This is a genomic window from Pseudomonas sp. NPDC078700 (genome assembly GCF_044542375.1).
GTDB lineage: Bacteria > Pseudomonadota > Gammaproteobacteria > Pseudomonadales > Pseudomonadaceae > Aquipseudomonas.
The window spans coordinates 64,075-80,329 of sequence record NZ_JBITUI010000004.1 but is presented as its reverse complement, the minus strand read 5'-3'; the positions used below and the strand labels follow the sequence as shown (position 1 = coordinate 80,329).

13 protein-coding genes are annotated in these 16,255 nt (G+C 55.9%); 12 read left to right on the top strand and 1 reads right to left on the bottom strand.

All coding sequences use genetic code 11. From position 1 onward, the window contains the following. Nucleotides 1-454: 454 nt before the first annotated feature. From glyA to fdhA, 7 genes are all read left to right on the top strand, one after another. Nucleotides 455-1,708: a serine hydroxymethyltransferase gene (gene glyA, locus ACIGCM_RS14550; RefSeq protein ID WP_397502802.1), complete on the top strand. Its 1,254-nt coding sequence runs from the start codon at nucleotides 455-457 to the stop codon at nucleotides 1,706-1,708. Between the two features lie 39 nt (nucleotides 1,709-1,747). After that, nucleotides 1,748-2,998, top strand: a complete 1,251-nt coding sequence (locus ACIGCM_RS14545; protein WP_397502801.1) for a sarcosine oxidase subunit beta family protein — start codon at nucleotides 1,748-1,750, stop codon at nucleotides 2,996-2,998. A 14-nt stretch (nucleotides 2,999-3,012) separates the two neighbouring features. Beyond that, complete coding sequence (locus tag ACIGCM_RS14540) at nucleotides 3,013-3,339, top strand: sarcosine oxidase subunit delta (protein ID WP_397502800.1); 327 nt, start codon at nucleotides 3,013-3,015, stop codon at nucleotides 3,337-3,339. Continuing rightward, entirely contained in the window at nucleotides 3,336-6,353 is a 3,018-nt protein-coding gene (locus ACIGCM_RS14535; RefSeq protein WP_397502799.1) for a sarcosine oxidase subunit alpha, read from the top strand. The genes ACIGCM_RS14540 and ACIGCM_RS14535 overlap by 4 nt, the downstream gene beginning before the upstream one ends. Then, nucleotides 6,346-6,975: a sarcosine oxidase subunit gamma gene (locus tag ACIGCM_RS14530; RefSeq protein WP_397502798.1), complete on the top strand. Its 630-nt coding sequence runs from the start codon at nucleotides 6,346-6,348 to the stop codon at nucleotides 6,973-6,975. The genes ACIGCM_RS14535 and ACIGCM_RS14530 overlap by 8 nt, the downstream gene beginning before the upstream one ends. Nucleotides 6,976-7,029: 54 nt before the next feature. After that, the gene (purU, locus tag ACIGCM_RS14525; protein ID WP_397502797.1) at nucleotides 7,030-7,887 is read left to right on the top strand and encodes a formyltetrahydrofolate deformylase; all 858 of its coding nucleotides are present in this window, start codon (nucleotides 7,030-7,032) and stop codon (nucleotides 7,885-7,887) included. Nucleotides 7,888-8,040: 153 nt separating this feature from the next. Then, a complete protein-coding gene (fdhA, locus tag ACIGCM_RS14520; RefSeq protein WP_397502796.1) occupies nucleotides 8,041-9,240 on the top strand; it encodes a formaldehyde dehydrogenase, glutathione-independent in 1,200 nt (399 codons plus the stop codon). Nucleotides 9,241-9,309: 69 nt separating this feature from the next. Here fdhA and ACIGCM_RS14515 read toward each other — a convergent pair whose 3' ends face one another. Further along, nucleotides 9,310-10,206 carry an acyltransferase gene (locus ACIGCM_RS14515; RefSeq protein ID WP_397502795.1) on the bottom strand — a complete coding sequence of 299 codons (897 nt, stop codon included), beginning with the start codon at nucleotides 10,204-10,206 and terminating at the stop codon, nucleotides 9,310-9,312. 151 nt (nucleotides 10,207-10,357) lie between these two features. On the opposite strand from ACIGCM_RS14515, the gene ACIGCM_RS14510 reads away from it, so the two are divergent. The 5 genes from ACIGCM_RS14510 to creC all read left to right on the top strand — a co-directional run bounded on the left by ACIGCM_RS14510 (nucleotide 10,358) and on the right by creC (nucleotide 16,160). Beyond that, nucleotides 10,358-10,879, top strand: a complete 522-nt coding sequence (locus ACIGCM_RS14510; RefSeq protein WP_397502794.1) for an ATP-dependent zinc protease — start codon at nucleotides 10,358-10,360, stop codon at nucleotides 10,877-10,879. 163 nt (nucleotides 10,880-11,042) lie between these two features. Then, nucleotides 11,043-11,753 (top strand): hypothetical protein, encoded by a 711-nt coding sequence (locus tag ACIGCM_RS14505; RefSeq protein ID WP_397502793.1) that lies wholly within the window; start codon nucleotides 11,043-11,045, stop codon nucleotides 11,751-11,753. Nucleotides 11,754-11,878: 125 nt separating this feature from the next. Further along, nucleotides 11,879-13,909 (top strand): methyl-accepting chemotaxis protein, encoded by a 2,031-nt coding sequence (locus tag ACIGCM_RS14500; protein WP_397502792.1) that lies wholly within the window; start codon nucleotides 11,879-11,881, stop codon nucleotides 13,907-13,909. Nucleotides 13,910-14,023: 114 nt separating this feature from the next. After that, nucleotides 14,024-14,710 carry a two-component system response regulator CreB gene (gene creB, locus ACIGCM_RS14495; protein ID WP_397502791.1) on the top strand — a complete coding sequence of 229 codons (687 nt, stop codon included), beginning with the start codon at nucleotides 14,024-14,026 and terminating at the stop codon, nucleotides 14,708-14,710. 22 nt (nucleotides 14,711-14,732) lie between these two features. Then, entirely contained in the window at nucleotides 14,733-16,160 is a 1,428-nt protein-coding gene (gene creC, locus ACIGCM_RS14490) for a two-component system sensor histidine kinase CreC (RefSeq protein ID WP_397502790.1), read from the top strand. Nucleotides 16,161-16,255 lie beyond the last annotated feature (95 nt).

Here is a 16,255-nt window from a genome sequence, read left to right as displayed (position 1 = left end):
GATTTGAATCGGGGCCTGAAAGAAATGTCGGTGTTAGGCGAACGCTTATGGCGCCGGCGGCGGGCAAACGCCGCGAGGCTGTGTTGCGACAGGTGGTGGAGCGATGGCGAAAGGCAGCGGGCGTGCGAACTCAGCGGTCAAAGAAACCGTGCAGACCTGAGTTGATGCATGCGCGAAAGTCATGAGTGCTTCAGCCATTTTGATTGAAAGGCAGCGGGGCAAACCTGCTGTGCGACGACTATAGCACGGACTTTTCTGTCAGGTCAGGGCGAAGCATGGCGCTTTTCAGACGCGCGGCTGAGTTCACTGTGCGCAGTTACTGATTTGCGACACCGTCATGTCGTAAACGAATTTCCCCATGACGTACATAGGCATCTGGCTGCCTGATCCGAGTCATACCATCGCTGCAAACGGCAACACACCGTGCCTAACAAAGTGCCGCAGGAGATCAGCGATGTTCAGCAAGCATGACCAGATTCAGGGATATGACGACGCCTTACTCAGCGCCATTAATGAGGAAGAGCAGCGTCAGGAGCACCACATCGAGCTGATCGCCTCGGAAAACTACACCAGCAAGCGGGTGATGGAAGCCCAGGGCAGCGGGTTGACCAATAAGTATGCCGAGGGTTATCCGGGCAAACGCTATTACGGTGGCTGTGAGTTTGTCGATAAGGTTGAGCAGTTGGCAATCGATCGCGCCAAGCAATTGTTCGGTGCTGATTACGCCAACGTCCAGCCTCACTCGGGCTCCTCAGCTAACTCGGCGGTGTACTTGGCGTTGCTGCAAGCGGGCGACACGATTTTGGGCATGAGCCTGGCCCACGGTGGTCACCTGACTCATGGCGCTAAAGTCAGCTCATCGGGCAAGCTGTACAACGCCGTGCAATACGGTATCGACACCAGCACCGGTTTGATTGACTACGACGAAGTCGAGCGTCTGGCCCTTGAGCACAAACCTAAGATGATTGTGGCTGGGTTCTCTGCTTACTCGAAAACCCTCGATTTCGCCAGATTCCGCGAAATTGCCGACAAAGTTGGCGCTTATTTGTTTGTGGATATGGCCCACGTTGCCGGTTTGGTTGCGGCGGGCCTGTACCCAAATCCATTGCCATTTGCCGATGTTGTCACCACCACGACTCACAAAACCCTGCGCGGTCCGCGTGGTGGCTTGATTCTGGCTAAAAGCAACGAAGAGATTGAGAAGAAGCTCAACTCTGCGGTATTCCCTGGCGCTCAGGGCGGGCCATTGATGCATGTGATCGCGGGCAAGGCAGTGTGTTTCAAAGAAGCGCTGGAACCAAGCTTTGTGGCGTATCAGGCCCAAGTTATCAACAACGCTCAAGCCATGGCTCAGGTGTTTATCGAGCGCGGTTATGACGTGGTTTCCGGCGGCACCGATAACCATCTGTTTTTGGTCAGTCTGATCAAACAAGGCATCACCGGCAAAGACGCTGACGCTGCCTTGGGCCGCGCCGGGATCACCGTCAACAAGAACGCTGTGCCCAATGACCCGCAATCACCGTTCGTGACTTCAGGCCTGCGCATCGGCACCCCGGCGGTGACCACGCGAGGTTTCAAAGAAGCCCAGTGCATTGCCTTGGCAGGCTGGATTTGCGACATCCTCGATCGCCTCGGTGATGCCGATGTTGAAGCGCAAGTCGCGGCGCTGGCTGGCGGTCTCTGCGCGGATTATCCCGTTTACCCTTGAATGGCTGCGTCATGGCGGGTTAAATTTTAGGAGCATCACATGCAACGATATTCTGGCTTTGGCCTGTTCAAACATGCCTTCAGTCATCATGAGAACTGGCAGCGCATGTGGCGCAACCCAACCCCGAAACCGGTCTATGACGTGATTATCGTCGGCGGTGGCGGGCATGGCCTGGCAACCGCGTATTACCTCGCCAAAGTCTTTGGGGTGAAGAACGTCGCGGTGGTCGAGAAGGGCTGGCTGGGCGGCGGTAATACCGCACGTAACACCACCATCGTGCGCTCTAATTACTTGTGGGATGAGTCGGCGCAGCTCTACGAGCACGCGATGAAGCTGTGGGAAGGCTTGTCCCAAGACCTCAATTACAACGTCATGTTTTCCCAGCGTGGCGTCTACAACCTGTGCCACACCTTGCAAGACATGCGCGACTCTGAGCGTCGCGTCAGTGCCAACCGCCTCAATGGCGTAGATGGCGAACTGCTCGATGCGCGACAGGTTGCCGATGAAATCCCCTACCTTGATTGCAGCAAAAACACCCGCTATCCGATTATGGGTTCGACGGTGCAACGGCGCGGTGGGGTAGCCCGTCACGATGCGGTGGCCTGGGGTTATGCACGGGCAGCGGATGCTTTGGGTGTCGACCTGCTGCAACAGACTGAAGTGACCGGCTTTCGCAAAGAAAACGGCGTGGTAATTGGCGTTGAAACCAATCGCGGATTTATTGGCGGCAAACGCGTAGGTGTGGTGACTGCGGGTAATTCCGGGCATATGGCCAAACTCGCCGGATTCCGCCTGCCGCTGGAGTCACACCCGTTGCAAGCCTTGGTTTCGGAGCCAATCAAGCCGGTGATCGACAGCGTGATTATGTCCAACGCGGTACATGGCTACATCAGTCAATCAGACAAAGGTGACTTGGTCATCGGTGCCGGTATCGATGGTTGGAATGGCTACGGTCAGCGTGGTTCTTACCCAACCATCGAGCACACTTTGCAAGCCATCGTTGAGATGTTCCCGGTGCTTTCGCGAGTGCGCATGAACCGTCAGTGGGGCGGTATCGTCGACACCAGCCCGGATGCTTGCCCGATCATTTCGAAAACCCCGGTGCCTAATCTGCTCTTCAACTGCGGTTGGGGTACTGGCGGTTTCAAGGCAACACCAGGCTCTGGTCACGTGTTTGCCGCGAGTCTGGCCAAAGGTGAAATGCATCCCCTGGCTCAACCATTTTCCATGGACCGTTTCCACACCGGCGCATTGATCGACGAGCACGGCGCTGCTGCCGTGGCTCACTAAGAGGGCTTAAAACCATGCTCAACATTTTTTGCCCTCATTGCGAAGAGATGCGCTCTGAAGAAGAGTTTCATGCTCACGGTCAGGCCCACATTGAGCGCCCCGAAGACCCCGGCGCATGCAGTGATGTGGAGTGGGGCGATTACATCTTCTTCCGCGATAACCCCCGGGGCATCCACCATGAATTGTGGGTGCATTCGGCCGGTTGCCGTAAGTTTTTCAATGCCACGCGACACACAGTGACCTACGAAATTCTTGAAACCTACAAGATCGGCGAGAAGCCAAGCGTTACTGAGGCCAGCGTCGCAGCCGCAAAAGCCCGCGCTGAAGGAGTCACGGCATGAGCCAGATCAATCGTCTAGCGAGTGGTGGCCGGGTTAACCGCAGCCAGCCCCTTAGCTTCAGTTTTAACGGTGAGTCCTACCAAGGCTTCGAAGGCGACTCGTTAGCCGCTGCATTGTTGGCCAATGGTGTTGATGTCGTTGGGCGCAGCTTCAAATACTCGCGGCCGCGCGGGATTGTCGCGGCCGGTAGCGAGGAGCCAAACGCGGTACTGCAAATCGGCTCTACCGAAGCGGCGCAAATTCCTAACGTGCGTGCTACGCAGCAAGCGTTGTATGCCGGTCTGGTGGCTAACAGCACCAACGGCTGGCCGAGTGTAAACACCGACATGATGGGGATACTCGGTAAAGTCGGTGGCAAGATGATGCCGCCCGGCTTCTACTACAAAACCTTTATGTACCCGCAGAACCTGTGGCTGACCTACGAAAAGTACATTCGCAAGGCGGCAGGTCTTGGTCGTGCGCCGACTGAAGTCGATCCGGACAGTTACGACTACCTCAATCAGCATTGCGATGTTCTGGTGGTTGGTGCAGGTCCAGCCGGTTTGGCCGCTGCATTGGCCGCTGGGCGCAGCGGTGCCCGAGTGATTCTGGCGGATGAACAGGAAGAGTTTGGCGGTAGCCTGCTCGATACTCGCGAACTGCTTGATGGCAAGCCTGCTGCTGAGTGGGTAGAAACAGCATTGGCAGAGTTGCAGGGCATGGCTGAGGTCACGCTATTGCCGCGCTCAACCGTTAACGGGTATCACGACCACAACTTCCTGACCATTCATCAGCGCATGACTGATCACCTCGGTGAGCTGGCCCCAATGGGTAGCGTGCGCCAACGTATGCACCGTGTGCGTGCCAAGCGGGTGGTGTTGGCAACCGGTGCCCATGAGCGGCCGCTGGTTTATGCCAATAATGATGTGCCGGGTAATATGCTTGCTGGCGCAGTCTCTACCTACGTGCGCCGCTATGCTGTATTGCCTGGCCGCAAGCTGGTGCTTTCAACTAACAACGATTATGCCTACCGCGTCGTGCTCGACTGGCTGGATGCGGGTCAGCAGGTGGTGGCCGTTGCGGATGTGCGGGCTAATCCTCGCGGGGCTTGGGTAGAAGAAGCGCGCGCCCGTGGTGTGCGGATTCTAACCGGTAGCGCCGTGGTCGAGGCCCGTGGCAGTAAGCGGGTCAATGGGGCGCGAATCTGCGCGATTGATGTCGCCACATTCAAGGTCACCAGCCCGGGTGAAGTGCTCGATTGCGATCTTATTGTCAGCTCCGGTGGCTATAGCCCGGTGGTTCACCTTGCATCTCATCTGGGTGGCCGGCCAACGTGGCAAGAAAACCTGCTGGCATTTGTCCCGGGCGAAGGCTTACAAAAGCGGGTGTGCGCGGGCGCAGTCAAGGGTGTATTTGCCTTGGGTGATACCTTGGCAGACGGCTTTGAAGCGGGTGTTTTAGCCGCGTCTGAATCCGGTTTCAACGCCACTGTTGGTACCTTGCCAAGCGCTGAAGCGCGTAAGGAAGACGCCACTGTTGCACTGTTTCAGGTGCCGCACGATAAGCCAACCGCGCGAGCGCCGAAGCAGTTTGTCGACTTTCAGAATGATGTGACTGCAGCCGGTATCGAGCTGGCCACCCGTGAAGGGTTTGAGTCGGTCGAGCACGTCAAACGCTACACCGCGCTAGGCTTTGGTACGGATCAGGGCAAGCTCGGCAATATCAACGGTCTGGCCATTGCAGCGCGTTCGCTGGGTATCAGCATCGAGCAGATGGGCACCACCATGTTCCGGCCTAACTACACACCCGTGACATTCGGTGCTGTGGCTGGCCGTCACTGCGGTGCGCTGTTTGAACCTAATCGCTATACCGCCATGCACGCTTGGCATGTAGCTAACGGCGCTGAGTTTGAAGATGTTGGCCAGTGGAAGCGGCCTTGGTATTTCCCAAAAAACGGTGAAGACCTGCACGCCGCCGTGGCTCGCGAGTGTCTGGCCGTGCGCAATGCGGTGGGTATTTTGGATGCCTCCACCTTGGGCAAGATTGATATCCAGGGCCCGGATGCCCGTGAGTTCTTAAACCGCGTGTATACCAATGCCTGGACCAAACTGGATGTCGGCAAGGCGCGGTATGGCCTGATGTGCAAAGAAGACGGCATGGTCTTCGATGATGGCGTCACTGCGTGTTTGGCAGACAACCACTTCCTGATGACCACCACCACCGGTGGTGCGGCTCGGGTACTGGACTGGTTGGAGATCTATCACCAGACCGAGTGGCCAGAGTTGAAGGTGTACTTCACGTCAGTCACCGACCACTGGGCGACCATGACATTGTCTGGCCCCAACAGCCGTAAGTTGCTGGCAGAAGTGACGGACATCGACCTCGACAAAGACGCTTTCCCGTTTATGACCTGGAAAGAAGGCGAGGTCGGTGGTGTTCCGGCGCGGGTATTCCGGATCTCTTTCACCGGCGAGCTGAGTTATGAAGTCAACGTGCAGGCGGACTACGCCATGGGCGTTTGGGCAAAAATCATTGAGGCGGGCAAGAAGCACGGTTTGACCCCTTATGGCACCGAAACCATGCACGTGCTGCGGGCCGAGAAGGGCTTCATCATTATCGGCCAGGACACCGATGGTTCGGTGACCCCAGATGACCTGAACATGGGCTGGTGTGTCGGCCGTACTAAGCCGTTTTCATGGATCGGCTGGCGTGGCATGAACCGGGAAGATTGTGTGCGTGAGCAGCGCAAACAGTTGGTTGGGCTCAAGCCGGTTAACCCGAATCAAGTGCTGCCCGAAGGTGCGCAACTGGTGTTCGATCCTAAGCAATCGATCCCCATGACCATGGTTGGCCACGTCACCTCCAGCTACATGAGCGCGGCCTTGGGTTATTCGTTTGCCATGGCCGTGGTCAAAGGTGGTCTGCAACGCATCGGCGAACGGGTGTTCGCGCCATTGGTTGATGGCAGCGTGATTGAAGCCGAAATCGTCAGTTCAGTGTTCTATGACCCGAAAGGGGATCGCCAGAATGTCTAAGGTTAATGTTTATCAGCAGCGCCCTGAAGCTGCCAATGCCGAGTCACCGCTGTTCCACGCCAGCCTGCATGAGCTGGTTGGCAAAGGGGCAAGTAACAGCGGCGTGACACTGCGCGAGAAAAAACTGCTGGGCCATTTGACCTTGCGCGGTGATGCCAAGGATCCGGTATTTGTCAGCGGTGTACACAGCGCATTAGGCCTTGAGCTGCCAGTAACTATGACGTTGGCAAGTAGCGGTGACACTTCACTGCAATGGTTATCGCCTGACGAGTGGCTACTGATAGTGCCAAGTGGCGAAGAGTTTGCTGTTGAACAAAAACTGCGTGAGGCCTTGTCCGGTCAGCATATCTCGATCGTCAATGTTAGTGGCGGACAAACCTTGCTGGAGCTAAGTGGCAGCAAGGTACGCGAGGTGTTGATGAAGTCGACCTCTTACGACGTGCACCCAAGCAACTTCCCGGTCGGCAAGGCTGTTGCGACGCATTTTGCAAAGGCGCAGCTGGTCATTCGCCACACGGCTGAAGACACCTGGGAGCTGGTCATTCGGCGTAGTTTTTCCGATTACTTCTGGCTTTGGTTGCAAGATGCCAGCGCCGAATTCGGGCTGAAAATTACTGAGTAGTCTGGTCAGGCAGCGCGGCTTAACGGGCAGTGCTGCAATTGCAGGGAGAGAGTCATGAGCCGTACCCCAGATACCTGGATTTTGACAGCACAATGCCCCAGCGTACTGGGCACTGTTGATGCGTTGACTCGGTTCTTGTTCGAACAGCGCTGCTATGTCACTGAGCATCATTCGTTTGATGATCGGCTGTCGTCTAGATTTTTTATTCGCATAGAGTTTCGTCAGCCAGACGGTTTCGACGAGCAGGCATTTCGTGAAGAGCTGGACCAGCGTAGCGCCGTGTTTGAGATGCAAACCGAACTGACTCCACCGGGCTATCGGCCCAAGGTGGTGTTGATGGTGTCTAAGTCGGATCACTGCCTGAACGATTTGCTCTATCGCCAACGAATTGGTCATCTGCCGATGGACGTGGTTGCGGTCATCTCCAACCATCCGGACCTTGAGCCATTGGCTCGCTGGCACGAAATTCCTTATTACCACTTCGCCCTCGATCCCAACGACAAGCCGTCGCAAGAGCGCAAAGTACTGCAAGTGATTGAGGAAACCGGTGCAGAGTTGGTCGTGCTTGCCCGTTACATGCAGGTTCTGTCGCCGGAGTTGTGCCGCAAGCTCGACGGCTGGGCGATCAATATTCATCACTCATTGTTGCCGGGTTTCAAGGGTGCAAAACCCTATCATCAGGCTTATCAGAAGGGCGTGAAGTTGGTCGGGGCGACTGCGCACTACATCAATAATGACCTCGATGAAGGGCCGATTATTGCGCAGGCGGTTGAACCTGTTGATCACAGTCATTATCCCGAAGACTTAATTGCCAAAGGCCGTGACATAGAGTGCCTGACCTTGGCCAAAGCCATTGGTTATCACCTCGAGCGACGGGTCTTTTTAAACGCTAATCGCACGGTTGTGCTCTAACTGAATCACCCCCGTTGAAGCCGGTCTTTCACGTTGCCCCAAGGGGCTTGAAATGATCTTGGTTCGAAGGCTTCAACAGCTTTAAATGCTCCAGTGCAAAGCCGCGTGGCCTTGGCTGCGCTTTTGTTTCGACAACAAGAAGGAGAGCAAACAATGTCTGATAATCGTGGTGTGGTGTATCTCGGTTCCGGCAAGGTCGAGGTGCAAAGCATCGACTACCCGAAAATGCAGGATCCACGCGGCAAAAAGATCGAGCACGGCGTCATTCTCAAGGTTGTCTCAACCAATATTTGTGGCTCTGACCAACACATGGTGCGAGGCCGTACCACGGCGCAAGTGGGTTTGGTGTTGGGCCATGAAATCACCGGCGAGGTCATTGAGAAAGGCCGCGATGTTGAACACCTGAAAATAGGTGACTTGGTTTCGGTGCCGTTCAACGTGGCCTGTGGCCGTTGCCGCAGCTGTAAAGAACAGCACACTGGCGTTTGCCTGACGGTGAACCCGGCGCGTGCAGGCGGTGCTTACGGCTATGTCGACATGGGCGACTGGACCGGCGGCCAAGCCGATTACGTGCTGGTGCCTTACGCCGACTTCAACCTGCTGAAATTGCCTGACCGTGATAAGGCCATGGAAAAAATTCGCGACCTGACCTGCCTTTCCGACATCCTGCCGACGGGGTATCACGGGGCGGTCACCGCAGGTGTAGGTCCCGGCAGCACGGTGTACGTGGCCGGTGCTGGCCCAGTAGGACTGGCGGCAGCAGCCTCGGCACGGCTATTGGGTGCGGCGGTGGTGATTGTCGGTGATGTTAACCCGGTGCGACTGGCCCACGCCAAGTCTCAAGGCTTTGAGATTGCCGACTTGTCCAAAGACACGCCACTGCACGAGCAAATTGCTGACCTGCTGGGTGAGCCAGAGGTCGATTGTGCTGTCGATGCGGTGGGCTTTGAGGCGCGTGGCCATGGTCATGCCGGGGCGCAACATGAAGCGCCCGCCACGGTGCTTAACTCGCTGATGGGGGTGGTGCGCGTGGCCGGTAAAATTGGTATTCCGGGGCTCTATGTGACTGAAGATCCGGGGGCGGTGGACGCTGCGGCGAAGATCGGCAGCCTGAGCATTCGCTTTGGTCTGGGCTGGGCTAAATCACACAGCTTCCATACCGGGCAAACGCCGGTAATGAAATACAACCGTCAACTGATGCAGGCGATTATGTGGGATCGGATCAACATTGCTGAAGTGGTCGGCGTGCAAGTGATCAGCCTTGACCAAGCGCCACAGGGTTACGGTGAGTTTGATGCGGGTGTGCCGAAGAAATTCGTCATCGATCCACATCGTTCGTTCAGCGCTGGCTGATTCCACCGTCGTGCGTCAATCAAGCTCGTCACTTAATTGAGTGACGAGCTTTTTATTGCCTGAGCACGCTCAACTCAGGTTGAATTCGCTGCGGATCTGCGCGATACGCGCATCTTTGCGCTGCCACATCTCGCTCACCCAATTCTGAACCTGAAGGCGAAACTGCTCATCATTCTGGTAGTCGCCTTGGTGCAGAGCCGGTTCGAGCTCAAGGGTTTGAATATCAATGACAACCTTGGGCACCTGACCACTGATCAAGTCCCAAAAGCCTGGAATCTGCGGGCTCGGGTAAACCACTGTGACATCCAGCACCGTATCAAGCTGCTCGCCCAATGCGGCCAATACGAACGCTACGCCACCTGCCTTGGGTTTCAATAGGTGGCGATAAGGCGATTGTTGCTGTGCCTGCTTAGCCGGAGTGCAGCGTGTGCCTTCAAGGTAGTTGACCACCGTAACCGGTAGGTCCTTGAATTTTTCACAAGCGCGTTTGGTGATCTCTAAATCCTCGCCGCGGCGCTCCGGATGTTTGGCCAGAAATGCCTTGGAATAGCGCCGCATAAAGGGGTAATCCAAGGCCCAAAAGGCCAAGCCGAGAAACGGCACCCAGATCAGTTGTTGCTTGAGGAAGAACTTGAAGTAAGGCGTTTTACGGTTGAACGCTTGCACCAGCGCCGGAATATCAACCCAGGATTGATGGTTGCTGATCACCAGGTAAGAGGTGCTCTTGTGCAGTTGTGCGTTACCGCGAATATCCCAGACCGTTGGCAGCAAGCTTGCGAAGATCAATTTGTTGATTTCAGCCCAGGTTTCGGCCACCCACATGACGCCGCGCGAACAACTCGCTTTCAGCGGCTTACCCGGCAGGATAAATTTACCCAAGGCAATCAACAGCAGTGGGCCGATTAGAATCAGGGTGTTTAGCAGCAACAGCAGGGTGACGCTCAGGCCAGTGAGCAGACGGCGCATGGCAGCTCCTTGATATTCACAGTCGCCTACATCATAGGCATGACGCACGCTCAGTACCACGCCAGGGTGCGACATCTTGTGTTGCACACTGCGCAGAACCTCTATCGATGATAAGGGTCAGAGACTCCAGACTTTTACGGAGAACTGACGTTTGAAGATTGTGATTGCGCTAACTGCCTTACTGGCCCTGCCCGTTATGGCCGCTGACAAACCTGCTTCCGAGCTGAACACCTACGGTCGTTATGAGATGGTCACACTGCCGCAAATTGGCCAAACCTTGAAAGCCAAGATGGACACAGGCGCCATGACAGCCTCATTGTCAGCCAAGGACATTGAGCGGTTTAAGCGCGATGGCGGTGAGTGGGTACGCTTCCGTTTGGCGGTTAAAGATGCTGACGACACGCTGTACGAGCAGCCGCTGGCACGCATTACAGAAATCAAGAATCGTGCAGAAGAAGGTAAGAATGTCACCGCGAGCAGCCCTTCAACCACTGAGCGCCCGGTGGTCAATCTTGAGGTTTGCGTGGGGCATCAATCGCGCACTGTTGAAGTTAACCTCACCGACCGCACCCATTTTGACTACCCGCTATTGATTGGTGCCAGTGCCATTCGGGAGTTGGATGCAGCCATCAACCCGGCAGAGCGTTACACCGTCGAGCGCCCTGAATGCTAAGTGTGAGCCCAATGAGAGGCGATTCGCGGCATCTGTAGTTTGAGGCTTGCAGACGAGTGTTCTATGGTTGTCGCTATGGCAGTATTGGATTAGCGCATACAAGGATGACTCAAATGCAATTGCACGGCTTTAAACTACTGCCCCTGGGCAGGCTTGTGTTCTAGTGCCCCTGGCTTTAGGTATCAGGCGCATGGGTTGCGGCGTTATACGTAGTGCCGTGCTGGCTGTGCTGAGTATCAATCTGTTCGCATGCAGCGGTGAACCGCTGAAGCTGCGCAATGTCGCCAAGACCGATATCGACATGGTTGTCGACATGCACTGGCGCACCATCGACCAGAGCCTGATTGTGCTGATGGGTAAGCTCTACGAGCGCAATCCCGACGAGCTGCACAAAACCCCTAACGCCACGATTCTTTCCCGTCAGCAGCAACTGTGGGCGACGCCGCTTAACCAACAAACGGCTTATCTCGGCAAAAGCGAGTTGTCGACCATGGATGTTGCCCTCGATGTGCATTTTCAGGGCGATCGGGTGTACGCCGTGATGGCTGGGCTGCGCGGCATGCTCAGCCGCTCTTATGGTTACATTGATGACTTCTACCTGTTTGATACGCCTGACCAGCAGGCGCTCTACAACAGTGCGCGTAATGTTGAAATTCTGGTCTGGCGCTTGAAGCACCGAGTGGAAGCCAATGGCACACGCCTCGTCTTTACCAATGGATTCGACAAACCGCCGTATAACCTCAGTTTCGAGCGTTTATTTGGCAAGATCATCGCCTATCAAGACATGATGGCAACCATCACCTCTGAGCGCTCACAGCGCAGCATAAATTATGCGACACATAGCATATTGAGAATGGCTTTCCTGCCGATATAGCCTTTAGTCGAGTGTTTCAGTCACTTAAGTAGATAGTGGCTCTTTGGCATCGGCGTGTTTCTTGCTTGGACATTACCTTGCTGCGCTTGCCACTGAGCGCGCATTAAGTGTTTTGAGGTGTCGTCATGACTGTAGTACTCAAGCCGGGCGTAAGTTTGCTCGAGCGTTTTAGTTTTGCCCGTAAATTCCAGATCCTCGCTATCTTGTTCATATTGCCGCTGACCTATGCCCTGTGGGCGATCTGGTCAGAGCATGTGGCTGGCCAACGCCTGATAGATAACCAGCTCAAAGGCCTCCACGATATCCATGCGTTGGCGCAAGTTCAGCGCGAAGTGCTTGAGCAACGCACTTTATTGGCGCGTTGGAAAGGCACTGATGAAGCGGCCCAAGCGCTCTTGCGAAACCGCGAAGCTAAGCTTGATGAGGCCTTGAAACAGGCGACTGAGCAGTTGTCGAGCGCTGCTATGTCCAGCCAGGCAACTGAGCTGATGCAAGCATTGCAGGCCGACCGCAGTCGTTTGGCCGTTTCTGAGCTCGGTAGCATTGCGTTACCTGATGCGCTGGAGCGTTACCAAATGAATCTTCAGCACATCACCGCGTTACGTGAGCAGATTGCCACCGACAGCGGGATGATTCTTGATCCTCATCTGGACACCTACCTGATGATGGAGCAACTGACCTTCACGTTGCCGCGCTTGCTTGAGAACCTCGCCAGCTTTGCCAGCCGTGGTTACGGTGCAGTGGTTTCCGAGCATTTCACCTTGCAAAGCCGTGTGGGTATTCGTGATCTGCGGCGCAGCATTGATGAGTCCAGCGCGCAGTTGCTCAAAGCGCACAATACTCTAGAGCGCACGGCACCTGACTCGATGAAAATCCTCGAAGCGCCCTTCAAGACCGCCGAGCAGGGTATTGATCTGTTCTTGAAAGAAATTGACCGGGACATGTTCGACGCCAACCCGATGACGTTGACGCCGGCGCAGTTCATTCAGCGGATTGAAGCGTTGCAGCAGCACTTGCTCAGCCTTCAGCAGGCAGAAACACAGCAGTTTGAGCAAAGCCAAAAGGGCTACCAGCAGGCAGCGCAGATGCGCATGCTGAATGTTGTCCTGGTTTTCGCCTTGTTAACGCTGACTGCACTTTATGGGTTGGTCTGCCTTAACTGGTCGATTCGTCGCAGTGCCAGTGAGATTATTGCTGCCGCACAAGGGCTGCGTGACGGTGATTTGCGCGTGCAAATGCAGGTTTACGGGAAAGATGAGCTGTCGCAGATCGCTTCGGCGCTCAATACGTCCGTGGTCCAGCTTCGCGGCTCGTTGCAAGGCGTTAATCATGAAAGTGAAGGCTTGGGTGGCACCGTTCAAGTATTGAGTCGTCAGGCGCAAAATGCCTTGCAGGCGGTCGAACGCCAGCAAGGGCAGATGAGCCAGATTGCCGCTGCGGCCACGCAAATGGCGGCCACTGCGCAAAGTGTTGCCCAGAGTTGTGAAGAGGCCGCTGTCGAGGCGGTGCAAACTCAAGAAGTGGCCAACCAAAGTAACCAGCGCAGCGAACGAACCAGCTCCAGCATGCGCCAGCTAAGTGCGCGTTTAGGCGACAGTTCGGCAACCTTGAAGCAACTGCAGCAACAAACCGAGCAAATCACCCGCGTGGTGGATGTGATCAAGGGGATTGCTGAACAGACCAACTTACTGGCGCTTAATGCGGCAATCGAGGCGGCGCGAGCGGGTGAACAAGGGCGTGGTTTTGCCGTTGTTGCCGATGAAGTCCGCAGCTTGTCCCAGCGCACGCAAAACTCCACCGCAGAAATTGCCCAAACCGTTGCCGATCTGCATAAGGTAGTGGGGGAGTCGGTCAGTATGATGGACCAGGCCGTGGCCCAGGCCGAGGGTGATGTCAGCAGTGTGCTGGCGATGAGTGATGATCTGAGCGGCATTGTCGAGTCGGTACAACGTGTCAGCGATCGCCTGGCGCAAATCGCCACTGCTGCCGAGGAGCAGGCTGCCACGGCGGATGAAGTCAGCGGTAATATCCAGCAGGTTGACCAAGACGCCAGTACTTTGCTTGATGGCGCGCAGGCCGTCAGCCAAGCCTCTGAGCAGTTGCGCCTGGGTAGCCAGGAACTCGCTCAGAATACCGGGCGCTTTCGTTTAGGTTAGTAAAGCGTTGTGTATCTGTAGTCGGCTTGTTTGCCGGCTACAGATACGCCGACTTGACGCTGCCCAGCGCCTGTCGCAGTCTTCCTGCCGGGACCGCTCATACGCAGGACGCTCATGCACATTCTGATTGTCGAAGACGAAGCCGCGATTGCTGATACGCTGATTTATGCCCTGCAATCCGAGGGTTTCACCACCACCTGGCTGGCATTGGGGCAAGCTGCGCTTGAGTCAGTCCGGCAGGCTGAGCCGGATCTTTTAATCCTGGATGTTGGCTTGCCTGATATCAGCGGGTTTGAGGTGTGCAAACAACTGCGACGGTTTTCTGAAGTGCCGGTGATTTTCCTTACCGCGCGCGATGGTGAAATTGACCGGGTGGTGGGGCTGGAAATTGGGGCCGACGATTATGTGGTTAAGCCGTTCAGTCCACGTGAAGTCGCTGCCCGGGTGAAAGTCATCCTCAAGCGTGTGGCCCCGCGAGACGTTAGCAACAGTGCAGCGGTACTGCGCTACTTCGGCTTCGAGTTGGATCCTAAGCGTGTTCAGGTGCATTACCTCGGGCAGCCGTTGAGCCTGACCCGTCATGAGTTTAAGTTGCTCAATGTGTTGCTGGATCAGCCAGAGCGGGTGTTCTCTCGCGAGCAATTGCTTGATGGTCTGGGGATCGCAGCCGACGCGGGCTATGAGCGCAACATTGATAGCCACATCAAAAGTCTGCGGGCCAAGCTACGCCAGATCAATGCCAGCCATGACCCTATCCAGACCCATCGCGGCTTAGGCTACAGCCTTAAGTGTGGCCGTTGATGATGAGCAAGGGTTAAGGCTGATGCCCATCGCGATTCGCATCTTTCTGGTGTATTTCCTGTTTGTCGGGCTTTCCGGGTGGTTTGTGTTGAGCACGGTGATGGATGAAATCCGCCCCGGTGTGCGCCAGTCCACCGAAGAAACTTTGGTCGATACTGCCAACCTGCTGGCCGAGGTGCTGCGCGATGATCTGCAGTCTGGAAAGCTGAATCAAAGCCGTTGGCCAGAACTGCTTAAAGCCTACGGCGTGCGTTCGCCAAGTGCTGATATCTGGGGCGTGCAGAAAACCCAGGTTAACCATCGCATTTATGTCACCGATGCCAAGGGTATTGTCTTGCTCGATTCCACCGGGCAAGCGGTGGGTCAGGATTACTCGCGCTGGAATGATGTCTACCGCACCTTGCGTGGCGAGTACGGCGCACGCTCCACCCGCGAAGACCCCAATGACCCCGAAAGCTCGGTGATGTATGTCGCGGCACCGATTAAGAACGGTCCGCGCATTATCGGCGTGGTGACTGTGGCCAAACCCAATCAGACCTTGCAACCCTATATCGAACGTTCGCAGCGACGCTTGTCATGGCTGGGCTACGGCTTGATTGCCCTTGGCTTGCTGGTGGGGGCCTTGCTGAGCTGGTGGTTGAGTTCATCGCTGCGCCAACTGACGCGCTACGCGCAAGCTGTCAGTGAGGGCCAGCGTGCTGAACTGCCGCGCATGCCGGGCGGTGAGATGACTCAACTGGCTCTGGCGGTTGAGCACATGCGCACCGAACTTGAGGGTAAAGCCTACGTCGAGCGCTATGTGCATACCCTGACGCACGAGCTAAAGAGCCCGCTGGCAGCGATTCACGGGGCGGCTGAGTTACTGGATGAAGAGTTGCCAGATGCTTCGCGTAAGCGCTTCATCGCCAATATCAGTCAGGAAAGCACGCGCTTGCAGCAGCTAATAGAGCGGTTGTTGCGCCTGGCTCAAGTCGAGCAAATGCAACGATTGGAGGAGCGCGTTAAGGTGCCGCTTGCTGAGCTGCTGGACTCACTTATTCAGGCACAGGCGCCAGCGATTGAACAGGCCAAGTTGAGTGTCGAACTGCAGTGCGCAGCGGAGCTTTCCTTGCTGGGTGACCGCTTTTTGTTGCGCCAGGCATTGGCCAATGTTCTTGATAACGCGTTGGCGTTTGTTCCTGGGCGTGGACAGATCACTCTCCAGGCTGAGCGTTGTGGGCAGGCTGTGGTTATTCGCTTTTTCAATCAGGGTGAGGCGATTCCAGACTACGCACTTGAACGGCTGACAGAGCGCTTTTACTCGTTACCCCGACCCCGCACCGGGCGTAAAAGTACTGGGCTGGGCTTGAATTTTGTGGCGCAAGTCATAGAGTTGCATGAAGGGCAACTGCATATCGTCAATGTTGAAGATGGGGTTGAGGTCATGGTGACGCTACCGCTTGCTGGCTAAGCTCGCGCACAAACTCCACAGAGTCTCCACACAGGCTCCATAAACCCGCTATATCCGTGGCGCACAGTTCTCTGCATTAACCCATGCATGGAGAG

Bases quoted from the DNA above. Each gene is read 5' to 3' on its own strand.
- purU (WP_397502797.1), top strand. From the start codon at position 7,030: ATGAGCCGTACCCCAGATACCTGGATTTTGACAGCACAATGCCCCAGC.
- ACIGCM_RS14515 (WP_397502795.1), bottom strand. From the start codon at position 10,206: ATGCGCCGTCTGCTCACTGGCCTGAGCGTCACCCTGCTGTTGCTGCTA.
- creC (WP_397502790.1), top strand. From the start codon at position 14,733: ATGCCCATCGCGATTCGCATCTTTCTGGTGTATTTCCTGTTTGTCGGG.
- ACIGCM_RS14500 (WP_397502792.1), top strand. From the start codon at position 11,879: ATGACTGTAGTACTCAAGCCGGGCGTAAGTTTGCTCGAGCGTTTTAGT.
- creB (WP_397502791.1), top strand. From the start codon at position 14,024: ATGCACATTCTGATTGTCGAAGACGAAGCCGCGATTGCTGATACGCTG.
- ACIGCM_RS14545 (WP_397502801.1), top strand. From the start codon at position 1,748: ATGCAACGATATTCTGGCTTTGGCCTGTTCAAACATGCCTTCAGTCAT.
- fdhA (WP_397502796.1), top strand. From the start codon at position 8,041: ATGTCTGATAATCGTGGTGTGGTGTATCTCGGTTCCGGCAAGGTCGAG.
- ACIGCM_RS14530 (WP_397502798.1), top strand. From the start codon at position 6,346: ATGTCTAAGGTTAATGTTTATCAGCAGCGCCCTGAAGCTGCCAATGCC.
- ACIGCM_RS14540 (WP_397502800.1), top strand. From the start codon at position 3,013: ATGCTCAACATTTTTTGCCCTCATTGCGAAGAGATGCGCTCTGAAGAA.
- glyA (WP_397502802.1), top strand. From the start codon at position 455: ATGTTCAGCAAGCATGACCAGATTCAGGGATATGACGACGCCTTACTC.
- ACIGCM_RS14535 (WP_397502799.1), top strand. From the start codon at position 3,336: ATGAGCCAGATCAATCGTCTAGCGAGTGGTGGCCGGGTTAACCGCAGC.